The 21,544-nt window shown below is 60.8% G+C and carries 16 protein-coding genes and 4 tRNA genes; 1 reads left to right on the forward strand and 19 read right to left on the reverse strand.

Features of this window, described 5'->3' with window-relative positions:
- Positions 1 to 16: 16 nt before the first annotated feature.
- The 16 genes from rpoC to aroQ all read right to left on the reverse strand — a co-directional run bounded on the left by rpoC (position 17) and on the right by aroQ (position 17,335).
- Positions 17 to 4,267 (reverse strand): DNA-directed RNA polymerase subunit beta', encoded by a 4,251-nt coding sequence (gene rpoC / locus ACEW7X_RS16805; protein ID WP_068373368.1) that lies wholly within the window; start codon positions 4,265 to 4,267, stop codon positions 17 to 19.
- Positions 4,267 to 8,382 (reverse strand): DNA-directed RNA polymerase subunit beta, encoded by a 4,116-nt coding sequence (gene rpoB, locus ACEW7X_RS16810; RefSeq protein WP_068373371.1) that lies wholly within the window; start codon positions 8,380 to 8,382, stop codon positions 4,267 to 4,269. The genes rpoC and rpoB overlap by 1 nt, the downstream gene beginning before the upstream one ends.
- A 163-nt stretch (positions 8,383 to 8,545) precedes the next feature.
- Positions 8,546 to 8,926 (reverse strand): 50S ribosomal protein L7/L12, encoded by a 381-nt coding sequence (gene rplL / locus ACEW7X_RS16815; protein WP_068373374.1) that lies wholly within the window; start codon positions 8,924 to 8,926, stop codon positions 8,546 to 8,548.
- A gap of 91 nt (positions 8,927 to 9,017) precedes the next feature.
- Positions 9,018 to 9,542 (reverse strand): 50S ribosomal protein L10, encoded by a 525-nt coding sequence (gene rplJ / locus ACEW7X_RS16820; protein ID WP_127775461.1) that lies wholly within the window; start codon positions 9,540 to 9,542, stop codon positions 9,018 to 9,020.
- Between the two features lie 264 nt (positions 9,543 to 9,806).
- A complete protein-coding gene (gene rplA / locus ACEW7X_RS16825; protein ID WP_127775462.1) occupies positions 9,807 to 10,508 on the reverse strand; it encodes a 50S ribosomal protein L1 in 702 nt (233 codons plus the stop codon).
- A 1-nt stretch (position 10,509) separates the two neighbouring features.
- Positions 10,510 to 10,944, reverse strand: coding sequence for a 50S ribosomal protein L11 (gene rplK, locus ACEW7X_RS16830; RefSeq protein ID WP_068373384.1), 435 nt, complete (start codon positions 10,942 to 10,944; stop codon positions 10,510 to 10,512).
- Between the two features lie 101 nt (positions 10,945 to 11,045).
- A complete protein-coding gene (nusG, locus tag ACEW7X_RS16835) occupies positions 11,046 to 11,579 on the reverse strand; it encodes a transcription termination/antitermination protein NusG (protein WP_068373387.1) in 534 nt (177 codons plus the stop codon).
- A gap of 9 nt (positions 11,580 to 11,588) precedes the next feature.
- Positions 11,589 to 11,972: a preprotein translocase subunit SecE gene (gene secE, locus ACEW7X_RS16840; RefSeq protein ID WP_068373390.1), complete on the reverse strand. Its 384-nt coding sequence runs from the start codon at positions 11,970 to 11,972 to the stop codon at positions 11,589 to 11,591.
- A gap of 46 nt (positions 11,973 to 12,018) precedes the next feature.
- A tRNA-Trp gene (locus ACEW7X_RS16845) sits at positions 12,019 to 12,094 on the reverse strand.
- 110 nt (positions 12,095 to 12,204) lie between these two features.
- The gene (tuf, locus tag ACEW7X_RS16850; protein WP_068375540.1) at positions 12,205 to 13,395 is read right to left on the reverse strand and encodes an elongation factor Tu; all 1,191 of its coding nucleotides are present in this window, start codon (positions 13,393 to 13,395) and stop codon (positions 12,205 to 12,207) included.
- Positions 13,396 to 13,451: 56 nt separating this feature from the next.
- A tRNA-Thr gene (locus tag ACEW7X_RS16855) sits at positions 13,452 to 13,526 on the reverse strand.
- A gap of 41 nt (positions 13,527 to 13,567) precedes the next feature.
- Positions 13,568 to 13,641, reverse strand: a tRNA-Gly gene (locus ACEW7X_RS16860).
- 117 nt (positions 13,642 to 13,758) lie between these two features.
- A tRNA-Tyr gene (locus ACEW7X_RS16865) sits at positions 13,759 to 13,844 on the reverse strand.
- Between the two features lie 193 nt (positions 13,845 to 14,037).
- Positions 14,038 to 14,814 carry a transporter substrate-binding domain-containing protein gene (locus tag ACEW7X_RS16870; RefSeq protein WP_068373456.1) on the reverse strand — a complete coding sequence of 259 codons (777 nt, stop codon included), beginning with the start codon at positions 14,812 to 14,814 and terminating at the stop codon, positions 14,038 to 14,040.
- A gap of 96 nt (positions 14,815 to 14,910) precedes the next feature.
- A complete protein-coding gene (locus ACEW7X_RS16875) occupies positions 14,911 to 16,833 on the reverse strand; it encodes a bifunctional sugar phosphate isomerase/epimerase/4-hydroxyphenylpyruvate dioxygenase family protein (RefSeq protein ID WP_068373459.1) in 1,923 nt (640 codons plus the stop codon).
- 49 nt (positions 16,834 to 16,882) lie between these two features.
- Positions 16,883 to 17,335 carry a type II 3-dehydroquinate dehydratase gene (gene aroQ, locus ACEW7X_RS16880; protein ID WP_068373463.1) on the reverse strand — a complete coding sequence of 151 codons (453 nt, stop codon included), beginning with the start codon at positions 17,333 to 17,335 and terminating at the stop codon, positions 16,883 to 16,885.
- 281 nt (positions 17,336 to 17,616) lie between these two features.
- Between aroQ and ACEW7X_RS16885 the strand changes: the two genes are divergently transcribed.
- Positions 17,617 to 18,543, forward strand: a complete 927-nt coding sequence (locus ACEW7X_RS16885; RefSeq protein ID WP_068373466.1) for a LysR family transcriptional regulator — start codon at positions 17,617 to 17,619, stop codon at positions 18,541 to 18,543.
- A 93-nt stretch (positions 18,544 to 18,636) separates the two neighbouring features.
- Here the strand turns inward: ACEW7X_RS16885 and ACEW7X_RS16890 are convergent, their stop codons facing one another.
- From ACEW7X_RS16890 to ACEW7X_RS16900, 3 genes are read right to left on the reverse strand one after another with little or no spacing between them, the layout of a single operon-like run.
- On the reverse strand, positions 18,637 to 19,614 hold the full coding sequence (locus ACEW7X_RS16890; protein ID WP_167731927.1) for an asparaginase: 978 nt from the start codon (positions 19,612 to 19,614) through the stop codon (positions 18,637 to 18,639).
- A gap of 4 nt (positions 19,615 to 19,618) precedes the next feature.
- Positions 19,619 to 20,677, reverse strand: a complete 1,059-nt coding sequence (locus tag ACEW7X_RS16895; RefSeq protein ID WP_083969699.1) for a ParB/RepB/Spo0J family partition protein — start codon at positions 20,675 to 20,677, stop codon at positions 19,619 to 19,621.
- Between the two features lie 13 nt (positions 20,678 to 20,690).
- Positions 20,691 to 21,488, reverse strand: a complete 798-nt coding sequence (locus ACEW7X_RS16900; protein WP_130486348.1) for a ParA family protein — start codon at positions 21,486 to 21,488, stop codon at positions 20,691 to 20,693.
- Positions 21,489 to 21,544 lie beyond the last annotated feature (56 nt).

A 21,544-nucleotide genomic window follows, 5' to 3' on the forward strand; every position in this document is an offset into this window, starting at 1 on the left:
CGGGATCTCGCGGGGATTACTCCTCGGGCGTTTCCGGATTGCTGGCGTGCAGCGACACGTTTTCGAACGGGTTGCCGCTGGGCGGCAGCGGATCGTCCTCGAACGGGTTGGCCAGCGCACGGGCGGCTTCGCGCTCTGCAGCCTCGAAGCTTTCCTTTTCCTTGCGAGCGCCGTGGTAAGCCAGACCGGTACCGGCCGGGATCAGGCGACCCACAATGACGTTTTCCTTCAGGCCACGCAGGTCGTCGCGCTTGCCCATGATGGCCGCTTCGGTCAGCACCCGGGTGGTTTCCTGGAAGGAAGCCGCGGAGATGAACGAGTCGGTAGACAGCGACGCCTTGGTAATCCCCAACAGCACGTTTTCGTAGGTAGCGGGGCGCAGGCCTTCCGCATCCATGCGATCGTTGGCGTTGAGCAGTTCCGAACGCTCGACCTGTTCGCCAGGAATGAAGTCGGTATCACCGGCGTCGACGACATGCACGCGGCGCAGCATTTGGCGCACGATCACTTCAATGTGCTTGTCGTTGATCTTCACGCCTTGCAGACGGTACACGTCCTGGACTTCGTCGACGATGTAGGACGCCAGCGCTTCGATCCCTTGCAGACGCAGGATATCGTGCGGGTCGGCCGGACCGTCGACGATCATTTCGCCCTTGTTCACGACTTGGCCATCGTGCACCAGCACCTGCTTTTCCTTCGGAATCAGGAACTCGTGCGCCACGCCTTCCATGTCGGTGATGACCAGGCGCTGCTTGCCCTTGGTGTCCTTGCCGAACGAAACCGTACCCGTGACTTCGGCCAGCAGACCGGCGTCCTTGGGCGAACGGGCTTCGAACAGCTCGGCCACGCGCGGCAGACCCCCGGTAATATCGCGGGTCTTCTGCGATTCCTGGGGAATACGCGCCAGCACTTCACCGATGGAAACGTCCTGGCCGTCGCGCACCGTGATCAGCGCGCCCACCGGGAACGAAATGTTCACCAGGTGATCAGTGCCGGGGATGCGGACTTCCTCATTCTGCTCATTGAGCAGCTTGATCTGCGGACGCAGCGCCTGCTTGCCGCCACGCGTTTTGGGCGTAATGACAACCAGCGTTGACAGGCCGGTCACTTCGTCGACCTGCTTGGCAACGGTCACGCCTTCTTCGATGTTCTCGAAGCGCACCTTGCCGACATATTCCGACACGATGGGGCGGGTCAGCGGATCCCACGACGCCAGGCGCGTACCGGCCTGGATGACGTCGCCGTCACCCACCAGCACGGTGGCGCCATACGGCACCTTGTGGCGTTCGCGTTCGCGGCCGTTGTCATCCGAGATGACGATTTCACCGGAACGGGAGATCGCCACGCGCTCGCCCTTGACGTTGGTGACATAGCGCATGGAACTGGCGAATGCGACCCTGCCGCTCACCTTCGTTTCCACGCCGCTGGCCAGCGCCGCACGCGATGCCGCGCCACCGATGTGGAAGGTACGCATCGTCAGCTGCGTGCCGGGTTCACCGATGGACTGTGCCGCGATGACGCCGACAGCTTCGCCGACGTTGACCAGCGAGCCACGGCCCAGGTCGCGGCCATAGCACTTGGCGCACAGGCCGTGACGGGTTTCGCAGGTCAGCGGCGTGCGGACCTTGATCTCGTCCACACCCACGGCGTCGATCAGTTCGACCGCATCTTCGTCCAGCATGGTGCCGGCCGGGATCACGGTTTCCTGGGTGTCCGGGTTGACGATGTCAATGGCAGCCACGCGGCCCAGCACGCGGTCGCGCAGGGCTTCGATGACTTCACCGCCTTCGACCAGCGCGCGCATGACGTAACCGTGCGAGGTACCGCAATCGTCACCGCGAATCACCAGATCCTGCGTCACGTCCACCAGACGGCGCGTCAGGTAACCCGAGTTTGCCGTCTTCAGTGCCGTATCAGCCAGACCCTTACGCGCACCGTGAGTGGAGATGAAGTACTGGAGTACGTTCAGGCCTTCACGGAAGTTGGCGGTAATGGGCGTTTCGATGATCGAGCCGTCAGGCTTGGCCATCAGGCCGCGCATACCTGCCAGCTGGCGGATCTGGGCAGCGGAACCCCGGGCGCCGGAGTCGGCCATCATGTAGATGGAGTTGAACGATTCCTGGCGCACTTCCTTGCCATGGCGGTCGATCACAGGCTCGGTGGCCAGCTGCTCCATCATCGCCTTGCCGACTTTATCGCCAGCCTTGCCCCAGATGTCCACGACGTTGTTGTAGCGTTCCTGCGCCGTCACCAGACCGGAGGAATACTGCTTGTCGATTTCCTTCACTTCGGCGCTGGCTTCGTCCAGGATCTTCACCTTGACGTCCGGGATCACCATGTCGCCCATGGCGATGGAGATACCGGCGCGCGTCGAAAGGCGGAAACCCGACTGCATCAGCTTGTCAGCGAAGATCACCGTGGCGCGCAGGCCGCAGCGGCGGAACGACTGGTTGATCAGGCGCGAGATTTCCTTCTTCTTCAAGGCGCGGTTGAGCGACTCGAAAGGCAGGCCCTTGGGCAGGATCTCGGACAGCAGCGCGCGGCCGACGGTCGTCTGGAAGCGGCGCAGCACCGGCTGGAACTCGCCGTTCTCGTCCTTCACATACTCGTTCAGGCGCACGGTGATGCGGCTGTGCAGCTCGACTTCACCGTTGTCGTAGGCACGCTGGACTTCAGCGATGTCCGTCAGGAACATGCCTTCGCCCTTGCCGTTGATACGCTCGCGAGTCGCGTAATACAGACCCAGCACGATATCCTGCGACGGCACGATGGACGGCTCGCCGCTGGCGGGGAACAGCACGTTGTTCGAGGCCAGCATCAGGGTGCGTGCTTCCAGCTGTGCTTCCAGCGAGAGCGGCACGTGCACGGCCATCTGGTCACCGTCGAAGTCGGCGTTGAACGCCGCGCAAACCAGCGGGTGCAGCTGGATGGCCTTGCCTTCGATCAGCGTCGGTTCGAATGCCTGAATACCCAGACGGTGCAGCGTAGGCGCACGGTTGAGCATCACCGGGTGTTCGCGGATGACTTCTTCGAGGATATCCCACACCACCGGCTCATGGCTTTCGACCATCTTCTTGGCTGCCTTGATGGTGGTCGTGAGACCCATCGCTTCCAGGCGGTTGAAGATGAACGGCTTGAACAGTTCCAGCGCCATCAGCTTGGGCAGACCGCACTGGTGCAGACGCAGCTGCGGACCCACCACGATGACCGAACGGCCCGAGTAGTCCACACGCTTGCCCAGCAGGTTCTGACGGAAACGACCGCCCTTGCCCTTGATCATGTCGGCCAGCGACTTCAGCTGGCGCTTGTTGGCGCCCGTCATGGCCTTGCCGCGACGGCCGTTATCCAGCAGCGAATCCACCGCTTCCTGCAGCATGCGCTTTTCGTTGCGCAGGATGATTTCCGGCGCCTTCAGTTCCAGCAGGCGCTTCAGGCGGTTGTTGCGGTTGATGACGCGGCGGTACAGATCGTTCAGATCGGAGGTCGCGAAGCGGCCGCCATCCAGCGGCACCAGCGGACGCAGGTCCGGCGGCAGCACGGGCAGCACTTCCATGATCATCCAGTCAGGCTTGATGCCGGACTTCTGGAAGCCTTCCAGCACCTTCAGGCGCTTGGAAATCTTCTTGATCTTGGCGTCGGACGAAGTGGCCTTCAACTCGCCGCGCAGCGTTTCCACTTCGCGGTCGATGTCGATGGAGCGCAGCAGTTCGCGCACGGCTTCCGCGCCCATCAGGGCACGGAAGTCGTCACCGTATTCCTCGGTCTTGGCGAGGTAATCGTCGTCCGACATGATCTGGCCGCGCTTGAGCGGCGTCATGCCGGGTTCGATCACGCACCAGGCTTCGAAGTACAGCACGCGCTCGATGTCGCGCAGCGTCATGTCGAGCACCATGCCCAGACGGGACGGCAGGCTCTTCAGGAACCAGATGTGCGCGACCGGGCTGGCCAGCTCGATGTGGCCCATGCGCTCACGGCGCACCTTGGCCACGGTGACTTCAACACCGCACTTCTCGCAGATCACGCCACGATGCTTCAGGCGCTTGTACTTGCCGCACAAGCACTCGTAGTCCTTGACCGGGCCAAAGATCTTGGCGCAGAACAGGCCATCGCGTTCAGGCTTGAACGTGCGGTAGTTGATGGTTTCGGGCTTGCGCACCTCGCCGAAGGACCAGGAACGGATCTTTTCGGGCGACGCCAGGCCGACCTTGATCGCGTCGAACTGATCATCCTGCGAAACCTGTTTGAAAAGGTCGAGTAGCGCTTTCATTAGTTACGCTCCAAATCCATGTCGATGGCCAGGGAACGAATTTCCTTGACCAGCACGTTGAACGACTCGGGCATGCCGGCGTCGATGGTGTGATCGCCCTTGACGATGTTTTCGTAGATCTTGGTCCGGCCGTTGATATCGTCGGACTTCACCGTCAGCATTTCCTGCAGGGTGTAGGAGGCGCCATAGGCTTCCAGCGCCCACACTTCCATCTCCCCGAAACGCTGGCCACCGAACTGAGCCTTACCACCCAGCGGCTGCTGGGTCACCAGCGAGTACGGGCCGGTCGAACGCGCGTGCATCTTGTCATCGACCAAGTGGTGCAGCTTCAGATAGTGCATGTAGCCAACGGTGACGGGACGCTCGAACGGTTCGCCGGTGCGGCCGTCGATCAGCCACGCTTGCGTGCGGCTGTCGGTCAGGCGCAGCTTCTGCGCGATCTCGTCCGGATAGGCCAGACGCAGCATCTGTTCGATGTCTTCCTCGCTGGCGCCGTCGAACACTGGCGTTGCCAGAGGCACGCCGTTCTTCAGGTTGTACGCCATCGTGATGATCTCATCATCCGTCAGGGTGTCCAGCGCGGCCGGCGTACCGGAACCGTTGTACACCTTGTCGAAGAAGGCGCGCAGCTTGGCCACTTCGATCTTGCGCTCGTCGGCCAGCATCTCGGCCACGCGATGGCCCAGGCCTTTGGCAGCCCAGCCCAGGTGAACTTCCAGCACCTGACCCACGTTCATCCGCGAAGGCACGCCCAGCGGGTTCAGAACGATGTCGGCCGGCGTACCGTCAGCCATGTGGGGCATGTCTTCCACCGGCAGGATGCGGGACACCACACCCTTGTTACCGTGACGGCCTGCCATCTTGTCGCCAGGCTGCAGGCGGCGCTTGACGGCCAGGTAGACCTTGACCATCTTCAGCACGCCCGGAGGCAGCTCGTCGCCTTGCGTCAGCTTCTTGCGCTTTTCTTCGAAGGCCAGGTCGAACTGGTGGCGTTTCTGCTCCAGCGATTCCTTGGCCTGCTCCAGCACCAGCGCATGTTGCTCGTCGGCCAGGCGGATGTCGAACCACTGCCAGCGATCGGTCAGGTCAGCCAGGTATTCCTTGCTCAGCACGGAACCCTTGGCCAGCTTGCGCGGACCGCCGTTGACGGTCTTGCCGACCAGCAGCTTCTCGATACGGTCGAAGGTATCGTTTTCGACGATACGCAGCTGGTCGTTCAGGTCCTGGCGATAGCGGCGCAGTTCGTCGTCGATGATGGACTGGGCGCGCTTGTCGCGCACGATGCCTTCACGCGTGAACACCTGCACGTCGATGACGGTGCCGACCATGCCGGACGGCACGCGCAGCGAGGTGTCCTTAACGTCGGAAGCCTTCTCGCCGAAAATCGCGCGCAGCAGCTTTTCTTCCGGCGTCAGCTGGGTTTCGCCCTTGGGCGTCACCTTGCCGACCAGCACGTCATCGGCACGGACTTCCGCGCCGATGTGCACGATGCCGGAATCATCCAGGCGGTTCAACTGCACTTCGGGCAGGTTGCTGATATCGCGGGTGATTTCTTCCGCACCCAGCTTGGTATCGCGCGCCACGACCGTCAGTTCCTCGATGTGCACCGAGGTATAGCGATCATTGGCAACAACGTTCTCGGAGATCAGGATCGAATCCTCGAAGTTGTAGCCGTTCCAGGGCATGAACGCGATCAGCATGTTCTGGCCCAGCGCCAGTTCGCCCAGATCGGTCGAAGCGCCATCAGCCAGCACGTCGCCACGAGCCACCAGGTCACCACGGCGCACGATGGGGCGCTGGTTGATGTTGGTGTTCTGGTTGGAACGCGTGTACTTGATCAGGTTGTAGATATCAACGCCGACTTCGCCAGCGATGTTTTCTTCATCATTGACGCGAATCACCACGCGCTCGGCATCGACGTAATCGACGATACCGCCACGGCGGGCCTGCACGGTCGTACCCGAGTCAACGGCGACGGTGCGCTCGATGCCGGTACCGACCAGAGGCTTCTCCGGACGCAGGCAAGGCACAGCCTGGCGTTGCATGTTGGCGCCCATCAGTGCACGGTTGGCGTCATCATGCTCCAGGAACGGAATCAGCGAGGCAGCCACGGACACGATCTGCGACGGGGCAACGTCCATGTAGTGCACGTTGGCACCGGACGTCATCATGGTTTCGCCATCTTCGCGGCAGGCAACCAGATCGTCGACGAAACGGTTTTCCTCGTCCAGGCGCGCGTTGGCCTGAGCGATGACGTAACGGTTTTCCTCGATGGCCGACAGATAGTCGATCGTGTCGGTCACGCGGCCGTTCTCGACCTTGCGATAAGGCGTTTCCAGGAAGCCGTATTCGTTCAGGCGGGCGTACAGAGCCATCGAGTTGATCAGGCCGATGTTCGGACCTTCAGGCGTTTCGATGGGACACACGCGGCCGTAGTGGGTCGGGTGCACGTCGCGCACTTCGAAGCCGGCGCGCTCACGCGTCAGACCGCCCGGGCCCAAAGCGGAAACACGACGCTTGTGCGTGATTTCCGACAGCGGGTTGGTCTGGTCCATGAACTGCGACAGCTGGCTGGAACCGAAGAACTCCTTGATCGCCGCGGAAATCGGCTTGGAGTTGATCAGGTCGTGCGGCATCAGGTTTTCGGTCTCGGCCTGGCCCAGACGTTCCTTGACGGCGCGCTCGACGCGCACCAGGCCGGCGCGGAACTGGTTCTCGGCCAGTTCACCCACACAGCGCACGCGACGATTGCCCAAGTGGTCGATATCGTCGATCTGGCCACGGCCGTTACGCAGCTCGACCAGCAGCTTGATGGTTTCAACGATATCTTCGTTGGTCAGCGTGGTCGGGCCTTCCAGCACGTTTTCGCGGTTCAAGCGGCTGTTGACCTTCATCCGGCCCACGCGCGACAGGTCATACGACTCTTCGCTGTAGAACAGACGGTTGAACAGGGCCTCGACGGCTTCTTCCGTAGGCGGCTCGCCAGGACGCATCATGCGGTAGATCGCGACGCGGGCGGCGTTCTGGTCCGCAGTGTCGTCGGTACGCAGCGTCATCGAGATGTAGGGGCCGCGATCCAGGTCGTTGGTGTACAGCGTCTGGATGGACGGCACGCCGGCGCTGCGCAGGTTTTCCAGCAGGCTCTCGGTGATTTCGTCGTTGGCGTTGGCCAGCACTTCGCCGGTATCCGGATCAACGATGTTCTTGGCCAGCACACGGCCCACGAGGAAGTCCTCGGGCACGGAAATCCACTCGATACCCGCCTTGGCGATATCGCGCAGATGCTTGGCATTGATGCGCTTGTCCTTCTCGACCAGCACCGTGCCTTCGCGGTCGGTGATGTCGAAACGGGCCACTTCACCCTTCCAGCGTTCCGGCACGAACTCCATCATGCCGCCTTCGCTCTTCAGGTCGAAGTGGTCGAAATCGAAGAAGTAGGCCAGGATGGATTCCGGCGTCATGCCGATCGCCTTCAGCAGGATCGACACCGGCATCTTGCGGCGGCGGTCAACGCGGAAGAACAGCAGATCCTTGGGGTCGAACTCGAAGTCCAGCCAGGAGCCACGGTAAGGAATCACGCGGGCAGAGAACAGCAGCTTGCCGGAACTGTGAGTCTTGCCGCGGTCGTGCTCAAAGAACACGCCAGGCGAACGGTGCAGCTGCGACACGATGACGCGCTCGGTACCGTTGATGACGAACGAACCGGTGTCGGTCATGAGCGGAATTTCGCCCATGTAGACTTCCTGTTCCTTCACTTCCTTGACTGTCGGTTTGCTCACTTCACGGTCGAGCAGCACCAGGCGGACTTTGGCGCGTAGCGGCGACGCATAGGTCAGACCACGTTGCTGGCATTCCTTGACGTCGAAGACCGGTTCGCCGAGCGTGTAGCTGACGAATTCCAGACGAGCCATCTGATTGTGGCTGACGATCGGGAAAATAGAAGAAAAAGCGGCTTGGAGGCCTTCATCCTTGCGTTCGGATGAGGGCACTTCCGACTGCAGAAAAGTCCGGAAGGACTGCAGCTGCGTTGCCAGCAGATACGGCACGTTCTGAACGTCTTCCCGCTTGGCAAAATTTTTGCGGATGCGCTTTTTTTCGGTAAACGAGTAAGGCATGAGCACTCCGACTCGAGGTTGCATGGACCGTCAAACCACGGCCCCAGGTACGACTCCAGGAAATCCGACTGCGGGACAAAACCCAGCTGGCCAGATGGGTTTCCTGGAAACGCAAAAGCCCGGAGGAGGCACCAAGACCTCTCCGGGCAGCAAAACGCAGGTCTTACTTCAGTTCGACCTTGGCGCCGGCTTCTTCCAGCTTCTTCTTGGCGGCTTCGGCGTCAGCCTTGGCCAGCGCTTCCTTCACGGTCTTGGGAGCGCCGTCGACCAGGTCCTTGGCTTCCTTCAGGCCCAGGCCCGTCAGTTCGCGCACGGCCTTGATGACGCTGACCTTGTTGGCGCCGGCTTCGAGCAGCACGACGTCAAATTCGGTCTTTTCTTCAGCTGCGGGAGCAGCAGCGCCAGCAGCCGGAGCGGCCACAGCAACAGCGGCGGCAGCAGCCGACACGCCAAACTTTTCTTCCAGATCCTTGATCAGCTCGGACAGTTCGAGCACGGTGAGGCCAGCGATGGCTTCGAGGATTTCAGCTTTATTCAGTGCCATTTTCAAAGAACTCCAAAATTGGATAATGCCAGGGTATGGTTGTCGCTCAGTCGTTCAATTGATACCGACCATTTCCAGAGGGGAAGCCTGATCAGGCTTCGGCCTTCTGGTCGCGCACGGCCGCGAGGCCACGCACGAACTTGGTCGGCACTTCGTTGAGCGTACGGGCAAATTGCGTAATCGGGGCTTGCATGGTGCCCAGCAGCTTCGCCAGCAGCTCTTCACGCGACGGCAGGGAGGCCAGGGCCTTCACGCCTTCAACGTCGAGCACGCTGTTGGGCAGCGAACCGCCCTTGATGACCAGCTTGTCGTTGGTCTTAGCGAAGTCACTCAGCACCTTGGCGGCCGCAACCGGATCATTGCTGATGGCGTACATCAGCGGACCGGTCAGTTGCTCGGACAGCGGCTCGAAAGCCGTGCCGGCAACAGCGCGACGCACCAGCGTGTTCTTCAGAACACGCAGATAGACGCCCGATTGGCGCGCATTCTTGCGCAGTACGGTGACGGAGGCGACGTCCAGACCACGATACTCAGCAACAACGATCGACTTGGCTTCGACCAGCTCGGCCGAAACTTCTTCGATAACTGCCGCTTTCTCTTGACGATTGAGACTCACGGTTGAACACTCCATCAAAGGACACCAGGAAAATCCCGATGTCGTACCGAATGCGGCGAACCTGGACGAGTTCTTGAACTACAAGAAATCTTCCGTGGGACGCCGTCTACGCTGGAGACGCAGCTACCTGCATCATTAAATCCCCGGTTGACGTCCGTATCGCAAGCGATATGGCGGCTGCCGGGCATTCCAGCGGTCTTTGACAGCAGCATCCAGGCCCAGGGGGCCCGGATGAAGCCCAAAGTCTTTACAACAAACCTGCTATCAGGCGGCCGAAGTCAGCGAAGCGACTTCAACACGCGCGCCGCCACCCATGGTGGAGGACACGGCAACCTTGCGCAGGTAAACGCCCTTGGCGGCAGCGGGACGAGCCTTGTTCAGCGCGTCGATCAGGGCAGCCAGGTTGGTCTGCAGCTGAGCCACGTCGAACGAAGCACGGCCGATGGTGGCGTGGATGATACCGGCCTTGTCGGTACGGTATTGCACTTGGCCAGCCTTGGCATTCTTGACAGCGGTGACGACGTCCGGGGTCACGGTGCCGACCTTCGGGTTCGGCATCAGGCCCCGGGGGCCCAGGACTTGACCCAGGGCACCGACGACACGCATCGTGTCGGGCGAAGCAATGACCACGTCGAAGTCGATCTGACCGCCCTTGATGCGCTCGGCCAGGTCTTCCAGGCCGACGATGTCGGCGCCAGCAGCCTTGGCGGCTTCCGCTTTTTCGCCTTGGGCGAAAACAGCGACGCGGACGCTCTTGCCGGTACCGGCAGGCAGAACCACGGAGCCACGGACCAGTTGGTCCGACTTGCGGGGGTCGATACCCAGCTGCACGGCCACGTCAACGGATTCGTTGAACTTGGCAGTCGCGGTTTCCTTGATCAGGGCCAGCGCGTCAGCGACGGGGTACAGCTTGGTGCGGTCGATCTTGGCACGCAGAGCAGCGGTGCGCTTGGAAAGCTTAGCCATATCAGATCACTCCTTCAACCGTAATACCCATGCTGGCAGCGCTACCGGCGATCGTGCGCACGGCGGCGTCCAGATCGGCAGCGGTCAGGTCAGGCGCCTTGGTCTTGGCGATTTCTTCAGCCTGGGCGCGCGTCAGCGTGCCGACCTTGTCGGTATGGGGCTTGGGCGAACCCTTTTGCACACCAGCGGCCTTCTTGATCAGAATGGTCGCGGGCGGGGTCTTCATGATGAAGGTGAAGCTCTTGTCCGCGTAGGCTGTGATGACCACGGGGATGGGCAGACCCGGCTCCAGGCTCTGCGTCTTGGCGTTGAACGCCTTGCAGAATTCCATGATGTTCAGACCGCGCTGACCCAGCGCCGGACCGATGGGGGGGGAAGGATTAGCCTTACCAGCCGGGACCTGCAGCTTGATAAAGCCGACGATTTTCTTCGCCATCTTTAACTCCAGACGGGTACAAACGTTTCCCAGGACGGGAAACTCCCCGAGGTTGAAAATCGGAAATGCCGCCAGACTGGCCGGCGGCTTCCGTCAGAAGCTCAGGTCTTTTCGACCTGGCTGAAATCCAGCTCGACCGGTGTGGCACGACCGAAAATCGTGACCGTGACACGGACCTTGCTTTTCTCGTAGTTGACGTCTTCGACGCTGCCATTGAAATCCGCGAACGGACCTTCTTTGACACGCACCATTTCGCCCACTTCGAACAGAATCTTGGGACGGGGCTTTTCACCACCCTCTTCCATTTGCGACAGGATGCCCTGGACTTCGCGCTCGGAAATCGGCGTGGGCCGGTTACCGGTGCCACCCAGGAAGCCAGTCACGCGAGGCGTGCTCTTCACCAGGTGCCAGGTTTCATCCGTCAACTCCATTTCGACCAGCACATAGCCCGGATAAATACGGCGCTCGGTGATGGACTTCTGGCCGCCCTTCACTTCCACGACTTCTTCGGAAGGAACGAGGATGCGGCCAAAGGAGTTTTCCAGATCCGCACGCTGGATACGTTCCACCAGCGCACGATTAACACTTTTTTCCATGCCGGAATACACATGGACGACATACCAACGCTTGCTCATTACGCGTCCTTAGTTCCAGCCCATGAGGAGGTCATACAGACCCCACTGAATAATCTTGTCCACAAACCACAGCAGGATGGACATGACAATCACGAACGCGAACACCACGCCCGTCATCTGTACCGTTTCCTTGCGGGTCGGCCAGGTTACGCGGCGACGCACTTCCTCGTAGGAAGCTTGCGCGAAGGCACCGAAACGACGGCCCGGCTCACTGAACCAGGCGATGACAGCAGCCAGAACCAGCGAACCCAGGAAAACGGACACCCGCGCCACCAGAGGCTGCGCGCTCAGCGCCGAAAATCCGTAAATGCCAGCAGCAACGACCAGAACGGCCAAGACGAGCTTGACGCGATCAGCGGTACGGCTAACGGTTTCTACATTGGTATTGGACATTTTCTGACGCCGCGAGCCAGATAGGAGGAAACCACACATGGGAGTGTGGCAGGGGCAGTAGGAATCGAACCCACAACCTTCGGTTTTGGAGACCGACGCTCTGCCAATTGAGCTATGCCCCTACGATTACCTGGCAGCAAGACCACCCGGGAAATGGATAGCCTTATATATTACTACAAGACAGCAAAAAATGCAGCTGGCATTTTAACACCAGCTGCATTTACGAGACAACTTACTTGATGATGCTGGCAACGACGCCGGCGCCGACGGTACGACCGCCTTCACGGATGGCGAAACGCAGACCTTCTTCCATGGCGATGGGGGCCAGCAGCTTCACAACGATGGAGACGTTGTCGCCCGGCAGAACCATTTCCTTGTCAGCCGGCAGGTCGATCGTGCCCGTCACGTCCGTGGTACGGAAGTAGAACTGTGGACGATAGCCGTTGAAGAACGGGGTGTGGCGGCCGCCTTCTTCCTTCGACAGGATGTACACCTCGGCGGTGAATTCCGTGTGCGGCTTGATCGAACCGGGCTTGGCCAGCACTTGGCCGCGCTCGACTTCTTCACGCTTGGTGCCGCGCAGCAGGATACCGACGTTGTCGCCAGCCTGACCTTGGTCCAGCAGCTTGCGGAACATTTCCACGCCCGTGCAAGTCGTCTTCACGGTGTCGCGGATACCGACGATTTCGATTTCTTCGCCGACCTTGATGATGCCGCGCTCAACGCGACCCGTCACCACCGTGCCACGGCCCGAGATCGAGAACACGTCTTCCACAGGCATCAGGAACGTGCCGTCCACGGCGCGCTCAGGCGTCGGGATGTACGAATCCAGCGCTTCGGCCAGACGCAGAATGGCCGGCTCGCCCATTTCCGATTGGTCGCCTTCCAGCGCCAGCTTGGCCGAACCCTTGATGATCGGGGTATCGTCGCCCGGGAAGTCGTACTTGGACAGCAGCTCGCGCACTTCCATTTCGACCAGTTCCAGCAGCTCGGCGTCATCAACCATGTCGGCCTTGTTCAGGAACACGATGATGTACGGCACGCCAACCTGACGGCTCAGCAGAATGTGCTCGCGCGTTTGCGGCATGGGACCGTCAGCCGACGACACCACCAGGATCGCGCCGTCCATCTGCGCTGCACCCGTGATCATGTTCTTCACATAGTCCGCGTGGCCCGGGCAGTCAACGTGCGCATAGTGGCGCGACTTCGTCTCGTATTCCACGTGCGAGGTGTTGATCGTGATACCACGAGCCTTTTCTTCCGGCGCGTTGTCGATCTGGTCGTAGCCCTTGGCTTCGCCGCCAAATTGCTTGGACAGCACCGTGGCGATTGCCGCCGTCAGCGTCGTCTTGCCGTGGTCAACGTGACCGATCGTGCCGACGTTCACGTGCGGCTTGGTGCGTTCAAACTTACCTTTTGCCATGACGGACTCCTGCCCTGGAATAAGAAGCGTATGAGTGTTTAACAACGAAAGGAGAGTGGTGCCCATGACGCGGATCGAACGCGTGACCTCTCCCTTACCAAGGGAGTGCTCTACCACTGAGCCACATGGGCATTGATTCCACCGTACTTGCGACGGCGAAACAATCAACTACTGGAGCGGGTGAAGGGAATCGAACCCTCGTCGTAAGCTTGGAAGGCTTCTGCTCTACCATTGAGCTACACCCGCAATCACGAATCAGCCAGGCTGATCAGCCTCACTTGCCGAGGGCTTACGCGACCACCTTACCCGCTACATCAACGCCCGCTTCGTCCTTGAACGATTGTGCGGGCGCTTCAGCAAACTTGGTGGAGAGGGTTGGATTCGAACCAACGTAGGCGTTAGCCAACAGATTTACAGTCTGCCCCCTTTAACCACTCGGGCACCTCTCCGTAGAATTCAAAATTATGGACCTCTTCTTTACTAGTGTCAAGCGCTATCAACTAAAAAGAATAAAATAGTTGAAATCGTGCGCTGGCTACAACGAAATTGTCCTCACCAGCCCTGCCTGGGTCCAGGGCTGGCGCCCCGACGGCGAACCGGACAGGGCGCCAGCCGAGGCGGCCGCACGGCCCTCCAGATGGTTTACTTCAGCCAGTGCCGGCCGGCTTCTTCGACGCCCCCGCGCTTGTCGACCAGATCCCAGGCAAATTCCATCACGCGGATGTAATCCGGGTCATCCACCGGAAGCATGAAGCCCAGGTAGTTCTTGGGCGTCAGCGGCGTGTCGATGAATTGCGCGCTCAGGCGCGGGTCCGCCTTGCTGTAGTGCAACGCTTCATAGGTTTCCGTGATCATCACGTCGCCCTTGCCTTCAGCAATCAGCGCAGGAATTTCCGCATTTTTGTCATGCGTGCTGATCTGGGCCTTGCCCAGGTTGGCCAGCACGAAAGCCTCGTTGGTCCCGCCGGGATTCTTGATGACCTTCACGCCGGGCTGGTTCAGGTCAGCCACCGACTGGTAGCGGCCGGCTTCACTGCTGCGTACCAGCGCGACCTTGCCGAAGGGCGCATAGCCCGGCAGCATCTCGACCTTGCCGATACGTGCGGCATTGCGCGTGATGCCGCCCACCGCCACATCGAAATGATTGGCCTGCAGGTCAGGCATCAGCTGGGGCCAGGAAGTCTGCACGTATTCCACCCGCAGCCCCAGTTCCTTGGCGATCTGCTCGATGACGTCGATATCATGGCCCTCGTAGCCGCCATCGGCTGTCTTCATCGCAAAGGGCCGGTAATCGCCTGGCGTACCCACACGCAACACCTTGCTCTCCATGATGGCGTCCAGCCGGGGGCCGGCAGTCGCAGATGTACAAAGCGCCAGGCCGGCGGCAAGGCCGGCCAGAACTCGGGAAACTTGTCTCATGAGGCTACCCTCTGTTTTATTGTGGTTGTTGGAAAAATAAACGGCCCGGCCCGGCGACAAACGCCGAATCGGGCCGCTGGCCAGCGCCGCTCTTTATCAGTCGTTGCCGGCTTGGGCCCTGGCCGCCACCCGCGCCGCTGCGTTGAGCGCCCCGACGCCGGCATAACTGCCCAGGCGCTGTACGGCCTCGCAGAAGAAATGCCCTGCAATGTTATCGGTGTAGCAATGCAGGTACTCGCCGCCGGCATCCCGATCGTACAGCACACCGTGCTCGCGCAGTTGCGCCAGCAAGTCCGGCGCCAGATCCAGCCGGCTGGCCAGGTCGTCGTAATAGTTCGGCGACACGGGCGTAATGGCAACCCCTGCCGTCTTCCAGGCACGTACCGTCGCAAAGATGTCGTGGCTGGAAAAAGCCAGGTGATGCACCGCCACCCCGCCCTGCTGCTGGGCGGCCCTGGCGGTATCGGTGCTCAGGCTTTGCGAAACATTCAGCACCAGCCTCAGACTGCCATCCGTATTGGCCGCAGTGGTAATGTCCACCAGGCCATAGGGGTCGGCAAACTGCAGGTTGTCTCCCTGGTTCAACCCCAGCACCGAGCGTGCAAACAAGGTCCAGGTATCGCGCTGGCCGACATTCATGCCCAGGGCCAGGTAATCCAGTCCGTTAATAGCGGCGGCCGAGCCGGCTTCCGCCTGGGATGCCTGCTCCAGCACGAAATCGGCCTCGAACAGGCCATTGGGCGCCAGGCTGGACGATACGAAATACACGACGATACCGCCCGGTGAAACAATCGCCGGCAATACCATTTCCCCCGCCCCCACCGGACTTTCAAAACGCGCGGATTGCAGGGCCTGGCCACGGCTGAGCGCGCCTACCGGGTCCTGCGTATACAGGCCCAGGGCACACACCGAGGCGCCGAAACTGCCAAAACGCTCGCGAGCAAAAGAGCCGGGCTGGGAATTGAGGATCAAGGCCACATCGCCCTGGCGATACAGGATAGCCTGCTTGGAGCGGTGCTTGCCGGCGCGCCGGAAGCCCATGCGTTCGAACATTTTCCCCAGCCCGGCCGCCGACGCTTCATCCACGGCAAACTCGACGAAACTCACGCCGGAAAATACAGGCGCAGGCGGCGGATTGAACAACTCGATGCGCGCCGCCGTTGCTTTCAACTTCTCGGGGTCTTCGTCCGCCTCGGGCCGGGCCAGGCGTTCGCGCCCCCAGCTTTCGAGATACAACAGCGAACGCATGGCATCCAGCGCAGTACGGCGATTGGGCGTCTCGCGGAAGATGTCATTGAAAATTTCCAGTGACAACGGCCCGCTGTAGCCCGCCAGCAAGGTCTGCAGGAAGAAGTTTTCCACATCCAGCTGGCCCTGCCCAGGGAAGCAACGGTGATGGCGGGCCCAGTCTATGACATCCAGCGTCAGTAGCGGAGCGTCGGCCATCTGCAGGAAAAAGATCTTGTCGCCGGGGATGGCCGCAATACCACTGGGATCGTCCTTGAGCGACAGCGTATGGAAACTGTCCAGTATCAGTCCCAGATGCGGATGCGCGGCGCGCTGCACAATATCCCAGGCCTGCCCGTACAGTTTGACGTGGCGCCCCCAGGAAAGCGCTTCATAGCCGATGCGCAGATTGCGGCGTGCAGCACGGTCCGCCAAAAGCGCCAGCTGGTCTGCGGCCAGGGCTGGATCATCGATGGCATGGGGTGAGGTATTGGAGCAGCACAGCACCAGCCCGCATCCCATTTCCTGCATGATGTCGAACTTGCGTTCGGCACGCTCCAACCCACGCGGCAACAACTCAGCCGGCATGGCCTCGAAATCCCGGAATGGCTGGTAGAGATCAATCGTCAGGCCCAGGTCAGCAGCCATGTTGCGCAGATCGCGCGCCGAGCCATTGAAATGAATGAAATCGTTCTCGAACAATTCGATGCCATCGAAACCGGCTGCGGAAATGGCTTCCAGCTTTTCCCGCAAGGTTCCGCTCAGGGAGACGGTTGCAATCGATCTACGCATATTGGGTTTTCTCTACAACGACAGCCGGCAACACTCGCCCGAACGGGAATTACTTGTCCTGCAAACGCACCAGGGCCTGAATGGCCAATGCGTAGCCATCAACGCCCATGCCGACGATGATGCCGCGCGCCGCGGGCGAAATATAGGAATGGTGGCGGAACGATTCCCGTGCATGCACATTGGAGATGTGCAGTTCGATCAGGCGCACGGCAGCGCCCTTGATGGCATCGTGCAGCGCAATGGAAGTATGCGTATAGGCACCAGGGTTCATCACCACCCCAATGCAACGGCCGGCAGCAATCTCGCGGCCCGCTTCCTGAATCCAGTCGACCAGCACGCCTTCATGGTTGCTCTGGCGGCACTCGACCTCCACCCCCAGCTTCGCGCCCTCCTCGCGGCACAGGCGCTCGACGTCAGCGAGCGTTTCATGGCCATAGACGGCAGGTTCACGCGTACCCAACAGGTTCAGGTTGGGGCCATTGATAACAAGGATGCTTGCCATGAGTGAAATCCAGAATTCAGTGAAGGAAAAATGAAAAGCCCAGGCCCGGAGACCGGGCGCAGTCCGGCGCCAGTGCACATGCCATTATCGGAAAGCCGGATCGCCAACGGATGCCGGTCCTGGCCGGCGCCTGGCGCGTAAGCATAGCGTCTGGACCAGGCGCGGCAATAAGCGCTGGCAGCGCTGGCGCAGAACCAGATGCAAAATCAGGAAACAGGCCAGTGTAATAGCTACCCAAGCGAATATAATTACCAAATTCATTAATTCAAAAGACACGAATCATGAATAATGAACCAGCCCTTATGGATCTGCGTGTTTTTTCCATCGCGGCCCGCCTGGGTAGCTTCGCCGCAGCCGCCAAGGACATCGGGAAGTCGCCCGCCTATGTCAGCAAGCGTATCGCCATACTGGAACAGCAGCTGGGAATCCGCCTGTTCCATCGTACCACCCGCCGCATCCATATCACGGAAGAAGGCGAGATGGTTTACGACTATGCGCGCCGCATCATAGAAAACATGACGTCCATGACGGAGCTGGTTGCCAGCAGCAAGCTGGAGCCATCCGGCCTGCTGCGCATCGCCACCAGCATGCGCCTGGGACGCCATCATGTCGCACACATTCTGGCCATGCTGGAAGAGCGTTATCCCAAGCTGGAAATCTGGCTGGAACTGCTGGACCGCCACGTCGATATCCTGGAAGAAGGCTATGACATCGATATCCGTGTCGGCGATCCCAAGCAGCCTCACCTGATCGCGCATCGCATCACCCCCAGCCGCCGCATCCTGTGCGCCGCGCCTTCCTACATTGCCAAGCGCGGCATGCCCCAGAGCCTCGCGGATCTTGCCCAGCATGAATGCCTGGTGTTCCGCGACCGCGAACAGGCATTCGGCGTCTGGCGCCTGCACGGCCCCAAGGGGCTGGAAACCGTCAAGGTCAATGGCCGCTATGGTTCCAACCACAGCGACGTCGTGCGCACCTGGGGCATCCGGGGGCTGGGCATTTTCATGCTCTCGGTATGGGATATCGCGCGCTACATCGAAGACGGCAGCGTTATCCAGATACTGCCGGCCTACCAGGAATTCGCGGATGTCTGGGCCACCACCAGCAACCGATCGGCCAACTCCGCCAAGGTAAAAGTCGCCATCGAGTTTCTCAAGGAACAACTTTGCGACGGGCCCTATGCCCTGAATACCCGCGTCGTTCCCTGATACGCCCGAAGCCAATAAACGCTGGCCCCGGGTAATGGCCTCGTATGCCCTGCGCGACTCGGCCTGCTCATGCCTTTAGCATGCAGCGCCGGCTCACTGGAGAAAATGCTGCTGGATGAGCTCGCGCTGGCGCGTTTCCGCCAACGCCAGCATCAACAGGATGCGCGATTGCGGCACATCGTAAATGCCTGCGGCAACAAAACCCAGCGCATCATCATCCACTTCAGCGGCACGCGTCACCCAGCCATCGATGCACCGGCGCGAACGCACCACCACAGCCCCCCGCTCTGCCGCTTCGGCCAGAACAGCCAGGCAGGCACCAGACGCATTGCCGTTGCCTACCCCTGCCAGCACCCATCCGTCCCATCCCAGCTCCGTGCAGGCACGGACCTGCTCCGGCTCCATGCCTGCATGGGCATAGATCACGCCCACCTTGGGCCAGGCCCCGGCGCTGGCAGGCAAACTGTAGCGGCGGCTTGCAGGCGCGGCCACGCCAGGCGTCCAGCGAATATGATCCCCGATAAACGTGCCCAACGGACATGCGCCAGGTGAAGCGAACGCCACCAGGCCACTTGCCGATACTTTCCTGAGCCACTGCGCCGCATGGACATTGCCATTGAACGCAACCAGCACATTGCCTGCGCTGTCTGGCACGGGTTGTGCAGCCAGCAACAAGGCGTGACGCAGATTCACCGGACCATCGGCATCCGGCGCATCAGCCGGACGCATGGCGCCAGTCAGGACCACAGGAAAAGGGACTGCCAACACGCGCGACAGGAAGAAGGCAGTTTCTTCCATCGTATCGGTACCGTGGGTCACCACGACCCCATCAAAACCGCCTGACACGGCAGCAGCCTCGATACGACGGGCCAAGCGCAGCCATATTGCCTGGTTCATATCCTGGCTGCCTACGCTGGCGATATCTTCCACGTCGATATGCAAACCGCTGCCATCCAGCCCGGAATGCGCCAGCAATTCCTGGCCCTCGATCTGCCCTGCCCGGTAGCCTCCGCCGGCAGTCTGGCGACCCGCGATAGTACCGCCAGTGGCCAACACCAGAAGCCTGCGCATGGAATCAGGCATCCAACACGCTGCCCAGGCCTTGCTTCTCCAGCAAGGAAGACAGGTGATCCCAGCCATGGAAATCAATGACGATCTTGCCGCGTTCGCGCGCGCCGAGTTTGAGCGTCACCTTGGTACCAAGTTGGTCCGACAGTGCCTCTTCCAGGCGCAGCACATCCCGGCTGGGAGACTGGCGCGCACGCCGGGCATCCGGAATGGTGCCATCATCTTCCTGCAGCGTGCGGGCAACCAGCTTTTCCGCTTCGCGCACGGTCAGGCCCTTGGCCACGATGAAATTCGCCAACTGGATCTGTCGCGCGGCATCCAGCGACAACAAGGCCCGCGCATGCCCCATGTCGATATCGCCCGCCAGCAACATGGTTTGCACCGGGCCGGCCAGGTTCAGCAAACGCAGCAGATTGCTGGTGGCAGAACGCGAACGGCCGATTGCCTGGGCAGCCAGCTCATGCGTCAGCCCGAACTCGTCGAGCAGACGTCGGACGCCATGAGCCTCTTCCAAAGGGTTCAGGTCCTCGCGCTGGATGTTTTCCACCAGCGCCATGATGGCAGCATGCTCATCCGGCACCTCCCGGACCAAGACCGGTACCTCCGCAAGCCCGGCAATGCCTGCAGCGCGGAAGCGGCGTTCACCGGCAATGATTTCATACTTGCCTGCGTTTTCACCTGTCAGGGGCCGCACCAGTACCGGCTGCATGATGCCCTGCTCGCGAATAGACGCCGCCAACTCATTCAAGGCGCCTTCATCCATACGCGTGCGCGGCTGATACTTGCCAGGCACCAACTGGGCCAGGGCCAGCACAGACGGCGCCGTGCTGGCCTTGGCGGCCGGTTGTGCAGCCGCCTCGGTGATGGCCGCCAGAGCAGGTATATCGCCGCCCAGCAGCGCATCCAGGCCGCGCCCCAGCCCTCGGCTCTTCTTGGCTGCCGCAACAGCCTTGGACCCGGGTTTCGCAGCAGCCTTGGCTGCAGCCGCCGGACGAGCCGCGGCACGCTTGGCGGGCGCTTTCGCCACCGTTTTCACTGCACCGTTCTTCTCAGCTTTGCTGGCCATCCTCAACTCCTGTTTAGCTCTTCGCGTTCACACGCTTGATCATTTCTGCACCGAAGGCCACATAGGCCTTGGCACCACGCGAGTTGCGGTCATAGACCACACCAGGCAGGCCGTAACTGGGCGCTTCAGCCAGACGCACATTGCGCGGAATGACGGTAGTGAATACCTTATCGCCAAAGTGCGATACCAATTGCGCCGAAACTTGCTGCTGCAGCGTGACACGTGGATCGAACATGACCCGCAGCAAACCAATCAGGCGCAACTCGGGGTTGATGTTGTGATGCACCCGCTTGACGGTATTCACCAGATCGGAAAGTCCTTCAAGCGCGAAGTATTCACACTGCATCGGAATCACCACGCCATTGGCGCAGGCCAGCCCGTTGAGCGTCAGCAGGGACAAGGTCGGCGGGCAGTCGATCAGAATGAAGTCGTAATCGCCAGACACCTGCGCAAGGGCCTGCTTGAGGCGCTGCTCGCGGTCGCTCATTTCCATGAGGTCCATCTCGGCGCCAGCCAGTTCACGGTTGGAAGGCAGGACGTCATAGCCGCTGTCGCCAGCCGAGACAATGGTTGCCTTGATATCAGCCGTTCCGATCAGCACCTGGTACAGCGTTTCATTCAGCGTATTCTTATCAACGCCACTACCCATGGTGGCATTTCCCTGCGGGTCCAGGTCAACCAGCAGTACCTTCTTCTTGTGCTGCGCCAGGCCTGCGGCAAGGTTGATGGCAGTGGTAGTCTTGCCTACCCCGCCTTTCTGGTTGGCGATGCAGAATATTTTCGCCGCCCGGACTTTCTTCACTGTTTTCATTCAACGATTTCCTTGCTGGAACGAGTGGCAAACGCAGGCATCGCAGCCTGGGCGCT

Origin of the sequence: Kerstersia gyiorum (assembly GCF_048595715.1) — a bacterium.
GTDB classification, from domain to species: Bacteria; Pseudomonadota; Gammaproteobacteria; order Burkholderiales; family Burkholderiaceae_B; genus Kerstersia; species Kerstersia gyiorum.

Bases quoted from the DNA above. Each gene is read 5' to 3' on its own strand.
- rpoC (WP_068373368.1), bottom strand. From the start codon at position 4,267: ATGAAAGCGCTACTCGACCTTTTCAAACAGGTTTCGCAGGATGATCAG.
- ACEW7X_RS16870 (WP_068373456.1), bottom strand. From the start codon at position 14,814: ATGAGACAAGTTTCCCGAGTTCTGGCCGGCCTTGCCGCCGGCCTGGCG.
- nusG (WP_068373387.1), bottom strand. From the start codon at position 11,579: ATGAGCAAGCGTTGGTATGTCGTCCATGTGTATTCCGGCATGGAAAAA.
- ACEW7X_RS16890 (WP_167731927.1), bottom strand. From the start codon at position 19,614: ATGCGCAGGCTTCTGGTGTTGGCCACTGGCGGTACTATCGCGGGTCGC.
- rpoB (WP_068373371.1), bottom strand. From the start codon at position 8,382: ATGCCTTACTCGTTTACCGAAAAAAAGCGCATCCGCAAAAATTTTGCC.
- secE (WP_068373390.1), bottom strand. From the start codon at position 11,972: ATGTCCAATACCAATGTAGAAACCGTTAGCCGTACCGCTGATCGCGTC.
- ACEW7X_RS16895 (WP_083969699.1), bottom strand. From the start codon at position 20,677: ATGGCCAGCAAAGCTGAGAAGAACGGTGCAGTGAAAACGGTGGCGAAA.
- rplK (WP_068373384.1), bottom strand. From the start codon at position 10,944: ATGGCGAAGAAAATCGTCGGCTTTATCAAGCTGCAGGTCCCGGCTGGT.
- ACEW7X_RS16885 (WP_068373466.1), top strand. From the start codon at position 17,617: ATGAATAATGAACCAGCCCTTATGGATCTGCGTGTTTTTTCCATCGCG.
- ACEW7X_RS16875 (WP_068373459.1), bottom strand. From the start codon at position 16,833: ATGCGTAGATCGATTGCAACCGTCTCCCTGAGCGGAACCTTGCGGGAA.
- aroQ (WP_068373463.1), bottom strand. From the start codon at position 17,335: ATGGCAAGCATCCTTGTTATCAATGGCCCCAACCTGAACCTGTTGGGT.
- rplA (WP_127775462.1), bottom strand. From the start codon at position 10,508: ATGGCTAAGCTTTCCAAGCGCACCGCTGCTCTGCGTGCCAAGATCGAC.
- ACEW7X_RS16900 (WP_130486348.1), bottom strand. From the start codon at position 21,488: ATGAAAACAGTGAAGAAAGTCCGGGCGGCGAAAATATTCTGCATCGCC.
- rplL (WP_068373374.1), bottom strand. From the start codon at position 8,926: ATGGCACTGAATAAAGCTGAAATCCTCGAAGCCATCGCTGGCCTCACC.
- tuf (WP_068375540.1), bottom strand. From the start codon at position 13,395: ATGGCAAAAGGTAAGTTTGAACGCACCAAGCCGCACGTGAACGTCGGC.